The organism is Desulfoluna sp. (genome assembly GCF_030145185.1).
GTDB lineage: Bacteria > Desulfobacterota > Desulfobacteria > Desulfobacterales > Desulfolunaceae > Desulfoluna.
On the sequence record NZ_JAQYWB010000106.1, the window covers coordinates 1 to 12783 of the forward strand.

15 protein-coding genes and 1 other RNA gene are annotated in these 12783 nt (G+C 52.6%); 10 read left to right on the forward strand and 6 right to left on the reverse strand.

Going from position 1 to position 12783, the window contains the following annotated elements:
- Positions 1 to 248 precede the first annotated feature (248 nt).
- From Q1Q75_RS21110 to Q1Q75_RS21130, 5 genes are all read right to left on the reverse strand, one after another.
- The gene (locus tag Q1Q75_RS21110; RefSeq protein WP_300674949.1) at positions 249 to 1460 is read right to left on the reverse strand and encodes a diaminopimelate decarboxylase; all 1212 of its coding nucleotides are present in this window, start codon (positions 1458 to 1460) and stop codon (positions 249 to 251) included.
- Positions 1453 to 1953 (reverse strand): SET domain-containing protein-lysine N-methyltransferase, encoded by a 501-nt coding sequence (locus Q1Q75_RS21115; RefSeq protein WP_300674951.1) that lies wholly within the window; start codon positions 1951 to 1953, stop codon positions 1453 to 1455. Before Q1Q75_RS21115 ends, Q1Q75_RS21110 begins: the two co-directional genes overlap by 8 nt.
- Before the next feature lie 50 nt (positions 1954 to 2003).
- A complete protein-coding gene (locus tag Q1Q75_RS21120) occupies positions 2004 to 3137 on the reverse strand; it encodes a site-specific DNA-methyltransferase (protein WP_300674953.1) in 1134 nt (377 codons plus the stop codon).
- Between the two features lie 141 nt (positions 3138 to 3278).
- Positions 3279 to 3929, reverse strand: coding sequence for a TIGR00730 family Rossman fold protein (locus tag Q1Q75_RS21125; RefSeq protein ID WP_300674955.1), 651 nt, complete (start codon positions 3927 to 3929; stop codon positions 3279 to 3281).
- A gap of 132 nt (positions 3930 to 4061) precedes the next feature.
- The gene (locus tag Q1Q75_RS21130) at positions 4062 to 4280 is read right to left on the reverse strand and encodes a UXX-star (seleno)protein family 1 (RefSeq protein ID WP_300674957.1); all 219 of its coding nucleotides are present in this window, start codon (positions 4278 to 4280) and stop codon (positions 4062 to 4064) included.
- A gap of 207 nt (positions 4281 to 4487) precedes the next feature.
- On the opposite strand from Q1Q75_RS21130, the gene Q1Q75_RS21135 reads away from it, so the two are divergent.
- The 8 genes from Q1Q75_RS21135 to Q1Q75_RS21160 all read left to right on the forward strand — a co-directional run bounded on the left by Q1Q75_RS21135 (position 4488) and on the right by Q1Q75_RS21160 (position 11078).
- Positions 4488 to 4742 carry an HPr family phosphocarrier protein gene (locus Q1Q75_RS21135; protein ID WP_300674965.1) on the forward strand — a complete coding sequence of 85 codons (255 nt, stop codon included), beginning with the start codon at positions 4488 to 4490 and terminating at the stop codon, positions 4740 to 4742.
- A gap of 120 nt (positions 4743 to 4862) precedes the next feature.
- Positions 4863 to 6632, forward strand: coding sequence for a phosphoenolpyruvate--protein phosphotransferase (ptsP, locus tag Q1Q75_RS21140; protein ID WP_300674958.1), 1770 nt, complete (start codon positions 4863 to 4865; stop codon positions 6630 to 6632).
- A gap of 131 nt (positions 6633 to 6763) precedes the next feature.
- The gene (gene smpB / locus Q1Q75_RS21145) at positions 6764 to 7237 is read left to right on the forward strand and encodes an SsrA-binding protein SmpB (RefSeq protein ID WP_300674959.1); all 474 of its coding nucleotides are present in this window, start codon (positions 6764 to 6766) and stop codon (positions 7235 to 7237) included.
- A 164-nt stretch (positions 7238 to 7401) separates the two neighbouring features.
- Positions 7402 to 7802: a transfer-messenger RNA gene (gene ssrA / locus Q1Q75_RS21150) on the forward strand.
- Between the two features lie 398 nt (positions 7803 to 8200).
- Complete coding sequence (locus Q1Q75_RS22670; protein ID WP_366945280.1) at positions 8201 to 8425, forward strand: GIY-YIG nuclease family protein; 225 nt, start codon at positions 8201 to 8203, stop codon at positions 8423 to 8425.
- Between the two features lie 12 nt (positions 8426 to 8437).
- Entirely contained in the window at positions 8438 to 8647 is a 210-nt protein-coding gene (locus Q1Q75_RS22675; RefSeq protein ID WP_366945279.1) for a GIY-YIG nuclease family protein, read from the forward strand.
- Positions 8648 to 9180: 533 nt separating this feature from the next.
- On the forward strand, positions 9181 to 10461 hold the full coding sequence (locus Q1Q75_RS21155) for an AAA family ATPase (RefSeq protein WP_300674960.1): 1281 nt from the start codon (positions 9181 to 9183) through the stop codon (positions 10459 to 10461).
- Complete coding sequence (locus Q1Q75_RS21160) at positions 10458 to 11078, forward strand: retron system putative HNH endonuclease (RefSeq protein WP_300674961.1); 621 nt, start codon at positions 10458 to 10460, stop codon at positions 11076 to 11078. Before Q1Q75_RS21155 ends, Q1Q75_RS21160 begins: the two co-directional genes overlap by 4 nt.
- Before the next feature lie 90 nt (positions 11079 to 11168).
- Here the strand turns inward: Q1Q75_RS21160 and Q1Q75_RS21165 are convergent, their stop codons facing one another.
- A complete protein-coding gene (locus Q1Q75_RS21165; RefSeq protein ID WP_300674962.1) occupies positions 11169 to 11720 on the reverse strand; it encodes a hypothetical protein in 552 nt (183 codons plus the stop codon).
- 332 nt (positions 11721 to 12052) lie between these two features.
- Here Q1Q75_RS21165 and Q1Q75_RS21170 point away from each other — a divergent pair, with 332 nt between their 5' ends.
- Positions 12053 to 12277, forward strand: a complete 225-nt coding sequence (locus tag Q1Q75_RS21170) for a helix-turn-helix domain-containing protein (RefSeq protein ID WP_300674963.1) — start codon at positions 12053 to 12055, stop codon at positions 12275 to 12277.
- The gene (locus tag Q1Q75_RS21175) at positions 12274 to 12639 is read left to right on the forward strand and encodes a hypothetical protein (protein WP_300674964.1); all 366 of its coding nucleotides are present in this window, start codon (positions 12274 to 12276) and stop codon (positions 12637 to 12639) included. The genes Q1Q75_RS21170 and Q1Q75_RS21175 overlap by 4 nt, the downstream gene beginning before the upstream one ends.
- The last annotated feature ends 144 nt before the right edge of the window (positions 12640 to 12783 follow it).

Consider the following 12783-nt stretch of genomic DNA (forward strand, 5'->3'; position numbering starts at 1 on the left):
GACACCCCCAGGCAGAGCCTGGGAGCGAGAATGCCCAGGCACGAAGAACGCTTTCCTCTCGTCTTTCTCTCGTTCCCAGGCTCCGCCTGGGAATGCCTTTCGGAGGCTCTGCCTTCATGCTTGAAATCGCCGCGCCCTGTGAATTTTACCCCCACGCTACTGCTTCCCATACCGCCAAGGCGGAGCCTTGCATCCGACACCCCCAGGCAGAGCCTGGGAGCGAGAATGCCCAGGCACCAAGAACGCTTTTAAAATAAGAGCACTTCCCGGAACTTACCGCGCATGCAGTGGTTGGAGCTCATGGACGAGGCGTAGGCGCCGGCATTGATCAGGGCGAGGGCATCCTCTTCCTGGATGGGGGGGAGCCAGATATTTTCGGCGAAAATATCGAGGGCTTCGTTGATGTTTCCGGCCACGGTGACGGGGCAGGGTGCACCCGGACGGAGGCGGACGGCCACCGGTTCGAAGGGGAGGTGGTAGAAGGCGGGTTCGACGGCGAGATTAAAGCCTCCGTCCACGCCGATATAGCGGGTGGTCTGGCGCGTCTCGACGGTGTTGGCGGTGAGGATGAGGAGGCCCGCGTCTTTGGCGATATAGTCGCCGGGTTCGATCTCGATGGTGAGTCCGGAGTCTCCGAAGACATTTTTTATGACGGCGGCCCACGCTTTGAGGTCCAGGGGGGTGTCTCGGGACGTGTGGGGGACGCCGAGGCCTCCGCCCAAATTGATGGTTTTCAGGCCGGGGATTCGGTCGGCGAAGGTTTTTGCCTCGGTGAGGATCTGTTCCCACACCGGCAGTTGTTTGCCTAAATAACCGCAGCCGGTGTGGAGGTGGAGGGTGGTGATGGAGAGGCGGTGTTTGGCAGCTGTTTCCAGGGCTTCGTCGAACTGCTCCCGATAGATGCCGAATTTGGTGGTGGCATTTCCGCTGTAGTGAAGAAGCTCGTTTTCCCCGTAGCCCACCCCCATGGCGGGGTTGATGCGCAGGCCGATGTCTCGTCCCGGATCGCGCTGGCCCAGGCGCCGGAGGGTGCTGACGGCGTCACAGTTGATATGCAGCTTTTTAAAACGCACCAGGGTATCGAGATCGCTGTTGGAGACGGCGGTGGCCGTGTAAGAGATATCGGATTCTTTAAAGCCGCAGCCCATGGCGTGCATTACCTCTTCGGGGGCGCAGGCGTCGATCCCACAGAGTTTTTCATTTGCCATCAGGGTGAGGATCGGGGCGAACCGGTTGGCTTTCATGGCATAGTGCAGCCGGTAGGGACGGCCGATGGTCTCAAGGGCTTCCCGGATACGGGCGAGGTTCTCCCGGATCCGGGAGGCGCTGTAGACAAAGGTCGGGGTTCCGAATCGTCGGGCGATGGCCTGCACTTTTTCTCCGGCAAACCGGAGGTGCCCCTTGTCATAGTGGAGCTGATCGCGTTCCCACCAGAAGGGTGATGCTCCGGGTTCAGGCATGGGCGTAGATTTTCGCGTTGGCGGTGGGGCGGTTCAGGGTGTGCAGGTAGACGCAGCCCTCCTGATTCATGGGTTCCAGGCGGCCTGTGATCCATTTGCGGCAGTCTTTTGCCTCGCAGAGGCAGGGGAACTGTCGGTAAAGGACATCCTCCGTGGAGGTGTAATCCATGGTGAGGGCCTCGCCCGGAGCGATCTCCTTTACAGCCCACATGGTGAGTGTCTTCATGTCCAACGCCACGTTGGGTTCGCAGGAGTGCAGGAGATACCCGACAAAATGGGGGTCGTGCAGGTGTTGGGTGGGGCTGATTTGAAGGGTGTGGAGACGCACCTTATCCAGAACTTCGCCGGTGAAACGGGCCATCAGCTCCCCTTTCCGGAAGGCGCGGCGGGTAAAAAGACCGGAACCTTTCTCAGTCCCGGCTTTGGAGACGAAAAAATCTTTTCGTGTGGGATAATCGGTGGGTTCTCCTGTGTGATGGGGGTAAATGAGCATGCTTCCTCCTGGTTCGGTCAGGCCTGGGGCCTGTGGGTCATGGTACGTCTTCAGGTAAATAAGGTCATCTGACTGGGTGCTTTTTGTTCTTCCTGCGCTTCTTCTTCGAAGAGCGGTTTGGGTGGCGGGGGCGCCTGGCCGGGAGTAAAGGTGCTGTGCTCCGCGGAAAACCCTCGCTCGGTCCGCTCGACGTTCAGGGTTAATGAAAGGGCCATCTCTTTTTCCTGGCGGGTCATGATCGGAATTCCCCAGGTGGAGTGGGTGTGTTTGATCGTTTTTCCGGACGCCAGCCTCTCTTCAACGAAACGCAGATGGGCTTCATGGCGGGATCGTGAGATCTCGTGGGAGAGGCCGGGGGTGGTGTGTGCCCGTTCTTCAAACAGCGGATAAAAGGCGCTTTCAAGCTCATAGGAGACACTGTTTCGTCCGGTGGCCAGGGCCGCCTGCATGGTGGTGCCGGTTCCGGCAAAGGGATCCAGGACCGTGTCTCCTGTAGCGGAGTACATGAGGATGAGTCGCAGCGGAAGCTCCAGGGGGTAGGCTGCGCTTCTTTTTCGCAAGGCTTTATCTCCTGTCTCTTGCCGCACGCCATACACATCGCTCCAGGTGTCTGAGTACCATCGGTTTCTCTCTTCCCAGAAAATGGCCGAGGCCTTTCGGTCCTCTTTTTGAGGGCCGTTCTTAAAGACCCTTTTTCCCCCTTTTCGGAAGAGGAGGATGTATTCGTGTTCCTGGGTGACATAAGCTCCTGCAGGAAGCATGCCGGAGCCCATGAATTTGTTGGGGGCGGTGCTCACTTTGCGCCAGAGAATCTCAGGCAGGGGGGTGAAGCCCCGCTGAATCATCGCCATGGTGATGCGTGAATGGTTGGGGTAAATGGCGAATTCTCCCCCGATGGTGCGGGTGGCGTCTCCCATGTTGATGGCAACGAAACCGCTCTCTTTGACCACCCGGGCCAACTCGGTCCAGACCCTGTCCAGCAGGTGGTGCATGCCTTCAAAGGCGTCCATGCCCCGTTCTTCGGCGAGGGCACGGGCCACGGCCGGATCTGCTTCTGAGAGAATCTCGTCCCACATGGCGATCATGGGGTAGGGCGGGGAGGTGACCACGAGGTTGATACTGGCATCCGGTGTTTCCTTCAGGTCTGTGGCGGTATGAAAATGGATAGCGTGTGTGGTTTGCATGGGGGTAAGCTGCCTTTATCTGAAGCCGGAGGGGCCTGCTATGAGGTGTCTCTTGTTTTTGGTGCGGTGCGTCACAAGTGTCTCACAACAAACGGCACGGAACGCCGCACCGTTTGTTGTGTCGGTGTGTCATCACTGGAATCAGTCTTTTTTACTGGCCTTGACGAATTTGATAATTTCATCGGGATCGTCGGTGAGCTTGATAATATCAAGGTCCCCTTCGCTGATGGTCCCCTCTTCCAGCATGCGGGCTTTGATCCAGTCGATGAGACCGCTCCAGTACTCTGTGCCGAAGAGGATGAGGGGCAGGGGCATGACGCGATGGGTCTGGATCAGGGTGACCGCTTCAAAGAGTTCGTCCATGGTGCCGAAGCCGCCGGGCATGATCACATAGGCCGAAGCGTATTTGACGAACATCACTTTTCGGATGAAGAAATAGTTGAATTCGATATTGATATTTGAGTAGGGGTTGGGCTTCTGCTCAAAGGGCAGGTTGATGTTGAGTCCGACGGATTTGCCCCCCGCTTCGGTGGCGCCTCGGTTGGCGGCTTCCATGATGCCTCCGCCGCCACCGGTGATGACGTTGTAGCCGTTTTCTACCATGAGGGCGGCAATTTCGCGGGCTTTCTCATAGTAAGGGGACCCAGGTTTGGTGCGGGCGGAGCCGAAGATACTGACAGCGGGGCCGAGGTCGTGGAGTCTGTCCACTCCTTCCACAAATTCGCCGATGATGCGGAACAGTCTCCAGGACTCTTCAAGCTTGAACTCTTCGATGACGTATTGGTTTTTCATGGCATAACTCCTCATTCGATGTGACTCCACTTCCGCTCAACTGGTGGATCCAGAAGGGGCTGGGGCCGTGGGCCCGGCAATGTGAAAAAGATGCGTGCTTTCCGGCAACCTGCCGGGGACGGATCAGGCCCGTCAGCACTTCCCTTGCCATCCGATGGTGACGCTGTCGCCCGTTACAATCACAGGGATTTTTCGTCCTCCGTCGGAGTGGGAGAGCATTTTTTCGAGCATTTCAGGGGATTTGAGGACGTCGATATAAATCACGTCGTCGCCTCTCTCTTTCATGGCATCGACGGCAGCGCGGGTGAATGGGCACGCCTCTTTGCCGTAAATGGTGACCGACTGCTTCATGGGATCAGCCTCCTGTACCCAATTCTTACTTTTGTTAGATGTCCAGATAAAGCCAACCACTTGTGTTTATTTTTAATCCAACATAATATCAGTGTTTTCGGATTGACACAAGAAGATGCGTTGTGCTAATAATATCCGGTATTTTTTGTTGGCCGGGAGACCGGACTGTTATGCATCAAGTTTCTGAAGGTAAGTCATATCAAAGCAATTTCAAGAAAAACAACGGTAAAAAGTGAATTGGGTATCCACGCCAGGCCTGCCGCCATGATTGCCAAGGCCGCAGCCGATGCGGTGGGAGAGGTGTGGCTTGTCCGGGACGGGGAGAAGGCCGATGCCACGAGCATCATTGATATCTTGACCCTGGGGTGCTCCCGGGGTGTTGAAATAGAAATCGGAGTGGACGACGCTTCCGACCGGCCTGTCCTGGACAGAATTTTTGATCTCATCGAGGCTGATGAGTGATCTTGGGTCACCCAAGTAGAACGACCGATAACAGCAGGCGCCGTAAGGCTCAGTTAATGCATGTGAACCGGCACCCTTGGTGCGCGGTCATGATATACAAAGAAAAGCAGATCGTTACCCATGGAAGATAAAGGTTTAGAGACAGTTTTAAAGGGCATCAGTGGCTCACCGGGTATCTGTATCGGGCAGGCCTATCTTGTGGATCGAGAAGGTGTGGACGTTGTGGAGAAATACAATGTCCCTCCCGACAGCATTCGCGAAGAGGTGAATCGTTTCAAGTCGGCGGTAAAAAAGGCCGAAGACGAGCTGATCGAGGTGATCGAAGAGCTTCCCGAGGAGCTTCACCATCATTTGACCATTCTGGAGTCCCACCTTGCTCTTTTCAAAGATAAGATGCTTTATGAGCGGGCCATCGATGCCATCCGAGAGGAGTGCATCAACGCAGAGTGGGCGTTAAAAAAAGTGGCCACCCGTGCCAAGGCGATGTTTTTGGACATTGCCGATCCTTATCTCCAAGGGCGGGTAGACGATATTGTTCAGGTCTCCGACCGCATCATGATGAATCTGGTGGGGGTTGAAGCGGTCAATATCGGCAACATCGACAAGCGTGTGGTGCTTGTGGCTAAAGATTTGACCCCGGCGGATACCAGCCGTATCCAGCTGGAGCGTGTCAAAGGGTTTATCACCGATCGAGGGGGCAAAACCTCTCATACGAGCATCATCGCCCGGACTCTGGAGCTTCCTTCCGTTATGGGGCTTGGCAACGTGTCGGCCCTGGTCAAAAACGATGACATCATCATTGTAGACGGCAACGACGGGCTTGTGATCATCGATCCGTCGGATGAGACCCTGCTCGAGTACGAAGCGAAGAAACACCGCTATGAGCTGCGACGCGCCAACATCAAACGCCGGAGCAAGATTCCCGCCACCACCATGGACGGGGTCACCATCAAGCTCATGGGCAACATCGAGCTGGCCGAAGAGATCGTTTCGGTCATGGATAACGGTGGGGAGGGGATTGGTCTTTTTCGCACCGAATTTCAGTATCTCAGCCGTTCCCATTTTCCCACGGAAGACGAACTCTACGAGCAGTATCGGGAAGTGGCAGAACTGATTTTCCCTGAATCGGTGGTGATCCGAACCCTTGACATCAACGGCGACAAGGCTCTGGCTTACGTCCGGGATAATGACGAAGAGAACCCGGCGCTGGGGCTTCGGGCCATTCGATTCTGCCTTCAGCGTCCCGATGTGTTTATGACCCAGCTTCGGGCGGTTTTACGGGCCGCCGCCTTTGGCAACGTGCGGGTGATGTTTCCCATGATCTCCGGGGTGGAAGAGGTCCTGGAGGCTAAAAAGTTGCTCAAGGAGGCCGCCTCTCAGCTTGAAGCCGAAGGGATTCCCTACAGCGAGAATTTTGAGATCGGGATTATGATCGAGGTCCCCTCGGCCGTGGTGATGGCGGAACGTCTGGCCGAAGAAGTGGATTTCTTCAGCATCGGCACCAACGATCTCACCCAGTACACCCTGGCCATTGATCGGGGTAATCGGAAGGTGGCACATCTCTACAACTCGCTTCATCCGGCGGTCCTGCGTATGATCAAACAGGTGGTGGAGGTGGGTAAAAAACATGATGTTCGGGTCTGCATTTGCGGGGAGATGGCCTCGGAGCCGGCGAACATGCCGATTCTTCTGGGGCTGGAACTCGGCGAACTCTCCATGACCCCCCAGTCCCTTCCCGTGGTGAAGGAGATGCTCCGGGGATTGAGCTTTTCCGAGGCCCGAAAGTTTGCGGCCAAGATCCTTGAGGAGACCTCTATCAGTGGGGTGACCTCCATGATGGAGTCCTTTGTCTATCCCGAAGAGAACGAGAACGGAACCCCCAGGACCTGATCCGTTTTGTTTACGGGTCTTAAAAAACCGAGTATGAAAGAGCCGGTGCCGCCTTGCGGTCGCCGGTTTTTTTAAAGGGCCTCGTTTTTAGATGTGGGCCAAACCATTGTAAGTGAGTAAGGGGTATTGATATGGCAGAAAAAACCACCCGAACCATCGCCAATAACAAGAAGGCGCGGTATAATTATGAAATTATCGACCAGTACGAGGCCGGGCTGGTGCTGGTGGGCTCAGAAGTGAAATCTCTGCGAGACGGCGCCGTGAACCTGAAGGAAGCCCATTGCAAGATCGCTGAAAACGGGGAGCTCTTCGTTTATCAGATGAGCATCAGCCAGTACCCTTTTTCCTTTCATTCCAACCACGACCCGCTGCGCCCGAGAAAGCTGCTTCTGAACAAGAAGGAGATTGGAAAAATCTCCGACATGATGAATATCAAAGGGTGCTCTCTGATCCCTTTGAGCCTTTATATTAAAGGAAACCGTATCAAGATGAAGGTGGGGGTCGGCCGCGGCAAGAAGCTCTACGACAAGCGCCAGACCATGAAAGAGCGGGACGCCAAGCTCGAGGTCAACCGCATGAACAAGCAGAGAGATTATTCAGATTGATCGGGTGTGAAAAGATGATTTTATGTGTTCGACAGGCCAGGTGGCACTTTAGATCACGTAAGGCCATTGACAGGTCATGTCGGATGCATTACTTTACGTTTGTTCTGAACCTCCCACCTCGTTTTGGTTCAGATAGGTCACATCTCTTGTGAAGCCATTTATATGGGGGCGTCCTGGGTTCGACTGGGATATGAGAGCTGTTTGACTGCACTCCGAGGATGATCGTTGGCCTCGTTAATAATCGATCACAACATAATTGCTGACGACTACGCATATGCGGTAGCTGCTTAATTGCAGTGAACCCGCAACACTGTCTCTCTCGGGAGGCACGTCATCTGGCCTTCTCACTTAAGGTCAAGGTGGCGCAACTTTAATGTGATAGGGACCGGAAGCCTGGTATTCCACCACCTGGCGGCGTCCGGAACCGAAATTAATGCTATTAGGGGACGATCGGAGGACCGAGACAGCAGGTAAAATCCGACCGTATTGATATGCTGACTATGAGTGTAGATGTCTTACGGGGAATTATTTCAGGACGCGGGTTCGATTCCCGCCGCCTCCACCAGGCTTCGCCCGAGCGCCAGCGAGGCCGAAGCCTGCCGCGGCGTAGCACGAAGTGCGAAGCCGGGCCCAACCAATTTCACGACACAACCAGCGCTCAAGCTACGCCCCGGCAAGCCAGTCAAAATTCGCCCGAGCGCCAGCGAGGCCGAAGCCTGCCGCGGCATAGCACGAAGTGCGAAGCCGGGCTAACCAATTTCACGACACAACCAGCGCTCAAGCTACGCCCCGGCAAGCCAGTCAAAATTCGCCCGAGCGCCAGCGAGGCCGAAGCCTGCCAGCTTTGTGATTTTTTTCGGCATCTCTCACCACACATATGTTCTCCACGTAAATACTCAAATATTAAACCGAATAGCCGATTAACGGCTGACGGAGGCGACGTTGGATTTTTATTATGTGTACATGTTGCAAAGTGAGTTTGAATCGGGGCGGTTTTATACTGGAATAACGTCGGACATCCGGAATCGGTTGAAATCTCACAATGAAGGAAAGGTTTCCCACACTTCAAAGTACCGGCCATGGAAAATTGAAATCGCCATTGCCTTTCCCACTAAATCTAAAGCCTTCGCCTTCGAACATTATCTTAAATCCCATTCTGGAAGAGCCTTTGCAGCTAAACATTTTTAGCAAGGCACAGCAGTGTACCCGATCGCCATTACACGGGTCCTCACCGAGGACCTGAAGGCTCGCCTGCTAAAACATAATGAAGGCGCTTGTCATCATACGTCGAAATACCGGCCCTGGAAGATTGAGACGGCTGTTTCTTTTCGAAGCAGGGAGAAGGCCGTGGCCTTTGAAGCGTATCTCAAAACAGGTTCAGGCCGGGAGTTTGCCAGACGTCATTTTTAACCTTCCCCCCCCCAAAAAAAATCCAAAGCCAAAGCCATCGCCTTCGAAACCTACCTCAAATCCCACTCCGGCAGAGCCTTTGCTGTAAAACATTTCTAATCGCCATCATACGTATCATCCATTGAAACTTTTTGTGTCCTCATGTCTTGCGCCTTTCTTGGCCCGAAGGGTGAGAAAACCGAACAGAAAACCGTAAATAACATTTTGTGTCCCGGTTTTTCATGAAATATCCGGGCTGGGTTGGGATGTACCGGTTATGATTTTTTGAAGCCTGAATTAATACGTGTGAGGTAGACAGGTATGTCAGATGATGCCTTGTGGATATCAAATCGAAAATATGGGTAAATTGTCATGAAATGGATACTCATTCCTATGGCTCAGGCGGTTTCTTTTTTTTGCCTGTTGAGGTATTATGCCAAGCATTCATCGTTTTCTAATCTGCGTTTTTTTGTCTCTTTGGCTTGTAACCGGGTTTGGGTGGTATGGCCGAAGAATGTAGCATATGATTCTATCCATTGATTAAGGCAAATACAATGAATATCAGGCAGATGACACTGGCTAATTTCAGGGGGGCGACGGCCCTGTCGCTGGATCTGCATAAGGATCTGAATGTTTTTGTGGGTGCAAATGGAGCGGGTAAGTCGAGTCTTCTTGATGCCGCAGCAATTTTACTCTCCTGGCTGGTGAATCGTACAAAAAGTGCCAATGCATCAGGGCGCCCCATTACCGAGACAGACATTCAAAACAGCCGGTCAGTATCGAAGCTTGAGATGACTTGCCGAGCCAATGGTGAGGAGGCTCAATGGAAACTGGTAAAATCCCGCCGGGGGCATAGACGACCTGACGAGAGAAGCACTCTTGATGGGGTGAATCACCTTGCAAGGTGGCTTCAAAAGCAAATTGAAGATGTCTCTGAAAAAGTTCAGCTGCCTGTTTTTGTTTATTATCCGGTAAACCGGGCTGTGTTGGATATTCCCTTGCGTATACGCGGAAAACATCGATTTGATTTGCTCGCCACCTATGATGACTCCCTGACAAGTGGTGCGAATTTTCGTACATTTTTTGAGTGGTTTAGAGAGCGTGAAGACCTGGAAAACGAGAACAGGAAGTATTGCGGCGAACTGTTTAAGCCGGAGGGATTTCAGTTTCCAGACCCTCAATTGGACGCCGTCCGAAACGCTTTGATGTGCTTTATGCCGGATTTTTCCAATTTAACGGTCAGGCGTAATCCCCTTCGAATGGAAGTGGTTAAAGAGGGGCAACAATTAACCGTGGATCAGCTTTCTGACGGTGAAAAGTGCCTGATGGCTATGATTGGAGATTTGGCAAGGCGTTTGGCCATCGCCAATCCGAGTGAACAGAATCCGTTGGAAGGGGAGGGGGTTATACTTATAGATGAAATCGACCTTCACCTGCACCCCCGATGGCAACGTATGGTGATTCCTAAGCTTCAGGAGGTTTTTCCTCGGTGTCAGTTTTTGATTTCGACCCATTCACCCCATGTCATAACTCATGTCCGTGTTGAGAGTCTTTTTTTATTGACTCAGGATCTCGGGGAAGGGGTCTCTGTAAGTCGTCCTTCAGAGTCCTATGGAAAAAATGTGGATCGTGTTCTCGAAGACTTGATGGGGCTTGAAACAACTCGGCCAGATCCCGTTGATGCTGGAATTCGCCATATCTTTTCATTGATTGATCAGAACTCATTTGGTGAGGCAAAAGTGGCGATTGAACGTCTCAGAGAGTTGATTGGAGAGGATCCTGATCTGGTTAGGGCCAGGGTGCTCATTCAGCGCAAGGAGCTGATCGGCAAATGAAGCATATTGTCAAGGGCATAGAGCCACAGGCCTTTGAGGCGTGGAAAGGGCTGGCAAGTGAAGACTGGCACCCCGATTATGCTGGATTAAGTGGGCCTGCGAAAAAGGCGGTTAAGACGGCGTTGATGGTGGAGCAGGGATGGATCTGTTGTTATTGCGAACGGCGGTTGACCGATAAAGATTCTCACATTGAGCACTTTCAGCCCCAGAGTGACCCGGCCGTCGATCCCCTCGATTTTTCCAACATGCTCTGTTCATGCCAGAATCATGTAAAGAAAGGAGAGCCCCGTCATTGTGGGAACTTGAAAGGGAATTGGTTCGATGAAGACCTTTTGGTTTCACCTGTTGATGCCTCCTGTGAAGGACGATTTTCGTTTGCTGGAAATGGCCACGTCCAAGCAGCAGATTCCAATGATACGGCTGCGATCATGACGATCCAAAGACTGGGTCTGAATATTTCCAAGCTCATCGCATTAAGGGCGAATGCACTCTCTCCGTTTCTTGATGATTCCTTAACGCAGGATGAGTTTGAGCGTTTTGTACACGGCTATTTGCAGTTGAATTCATCCGGAATGTATGGCGAGTTCTGGACGACGATCAGGTCGGTTTTTCAGTAAACCGGAGATTGTTGCGTGCCGTTTGGACTTTCCAGGCCCACAGAAAACCAAAAATCAAAGGGGCGTAGCCCTGACCGGTTTTTGATCTCCCTATGAATCTATCCCATCACTTTTCAGCTCATCACTCATGATCTCATCGTTTTCTGTGATTATCTCCCACCCCTCGTCAATCAAGGAGGAGGGCGCTTCGATGTACACCAACTCGTCTGTGTTGATCAGCAATTCTTCTCCGTCCAGATCGGTAAATCCTGCAAAAAATCCCGAAACCTCTGGCCCAAGGTCAATCATGGTGAAAAATTCATGCAGCTCATCCGGGGTCTCGGTGTCCGTTTCGATGGCCTCGGCGCGATTTTTAAGAAGAAGCCGAATGGGGCCGTCGTAATGCGTCAGGTCATCTAAGGTCACCGTGGGCTCCCATAAGATGTTGACCGCCTGGATAAGCTGGATATTGACTCCGATGCATTTCCCGTCGATGGTATCAGACACAAAAAATCCAGAAGAATCCCCATCTTCTCCGAAGAGGGAGAGGATGGAGGTAAAGCGGTCCTTCTCTTTTTCCCGCAGGTTGACAAAGACGGGTTCTTCCACCGTCGCCAGGTAAAGTTTCAAGGTGTACGTGTAGGTTTTTTGGATGTCAGTCATAGTGATGGCTCCATGTTAAGTCGCTGATGTCCGAATATTTTAAAATGATGATGCGATCATAACGAAAAACAGACAGAGAAGAAAGCTCCTCGTGAATAGCGTGCGGGCAGCGATGCAAATGCATTGAAGTCGTTGGATTATTGAATTCCCGTCCCCATTAAATATCTATTTCCTTTGCACCGGGGTAGGCACTTCACAGTGCTTTGGGATGATGGTATTCTATAAATGATCTTGCTATGTGTTCCTTGTTCTCATCTATGGCATGTGACTACTCGTCACCCAGTGTGTGGTGTCACTCCCAAGGTAAACGAAGTCAGACGTAGGAGTCGCGAATGAGCGCATATGATAATGAAATCTTGCTACTAATCCAGCGGGGCGAAAACCTTGATTTGGAGTTCAAAAGTGATGCCAGATGTTTGCCGGATCGTGAGCTTATTGCAGCCGTGGTTTCTCTTGCGAATACAGATGGAGGAACTTTGCTACTCGGTGTTGAAGATGACGGCACCGTGACCGGCTTGCATATTAATCATCAAAATATTGCGGCCTGCCTGCCTTGATTGCCAATAAGACCAATCCATCAATCGCTGTCAGGGTGGAACGCAACGAGGTTGAAGGTATTGGTATTGCGCGAATTACCGTGCCTAAATCCAAACAATTGGTTTCGACCTCAGATGGCCTGATTCAACGCCGTCGATTAAAACAGGATGGAACACCGGAGGCGATTCCCTTCTACCCCCATGAATTCGTTCAACGTCAGTCCACCATGGGGTTGATGGATCCATCAGCCATGCCGGTGGTGGGTGTTACCGTCGAACAACTTGACCCTCTTCAACGGCTGCGCATTCGCAATGCAATCAAAAATACGGGGGTGACCAGGGTTTGTTACCTTTGGCAGATGAAGAGTTGGACGGGGCATTAGCCCGGATATTTCACGAGTTGAGTGCATCCATATTCAAGGCATCAGAGCTGCAGATGTAGTGGTTTACCTCAAAGCTCTGATAACGCAGAAGATGGGTGTACTCGGCTCGCCCGAAGGGTGAGAAAAGCGAGCAGGAAAGGGTGA

Excerpts from the sequence above, each read along its gene's own strand:
- smpB (WP_300674959.1), top strand. The coding sequence starts at position 6,764 with ATGGCAGAAAAAACCACCCGAACCATCGCCAATAACAAGAAGGCGCGG.
- Q1Q75_RS21120 (WP_300674953.1), bottom strand. The coding sequence starts at position 3,137 with ATGCAAACCACACACGCTATCCATTTTCATACCGCCACAGACCTGAAG.
- Q1Q75_RS21160 (WP_300674961.1), top strand. The coding sequence starts at position 10,458 with ATGAAGCATATTGTCAAGGGCATAGAGCCACAGGCCTTTGAGGCGTGG.
- Q1Q75_RS21170 (WP_300674963.1), top strand. The coding sequence starts at position 12,053 with ATGAGCGCATATGATAATGAAATCTTGCTACTAATCCAGCGGGGCGAA.
- Q1Q75_RS21115 (WP_300674951.1), bottom strand. The coding sequence starts at position 1,953 with ATGCTCATTTACCCCCATCACACAGGAGAACCCACCGATTATCCCACA.
- Q1Q75_RS21110 (WP_300674949.1), bottom strand. The coding sequence starts at position 1,460 with ATGCCTGAACCCGGAGCATCACCCTTCTGGTGGGAACGCGATCAGCTC.
- Q1Q75_RS21165 (WP_300674962.1), bottom strand. The coding sequence starts at position 11,720 with ATGACTGACATCCAAAAAACCTACACGTACACCTTGAAACTTTACCTG.
- Q1Q75_RS21155 (WP_300674960.1), top strand. The coding sequence starts at position 9,181 with ATGAATATCAGGCAGATGACACTGGCTAATTTCAGGGGGGCGACGGCC.
- Q1Q75_RS21125 (WP_300674955.1), bottom strand. The coding sequence starts at position 3,929 with ATGAAAAACCAATACGTCATCGAAGAGTTCAAGCTTGAAGAGTCCTGG.
- Q1Q75_RS22670 (WP_366945280.1), top strand. The coding sequence starts at position 8,201 with ATGTTGCAAAGTGAGTTTGAATCGGGGCGGTTTTATACTGGAATAACG.
- ptsP (WP_300674958.1), top strand. The coding sequence starts at position 4,863 with ATGGAAGATAAAGGTTTAGAGACAGTTTTAAAGGGCATCAGTGGCTCA.
- Q1Q75_RS21130 (WP_300674957.1), bottom strand. The coding sequence starts at position 4,280 with ATGAAGCAGTCGGTCACCATTTACGGCAAAGAGGCGTGCCCATTCACC.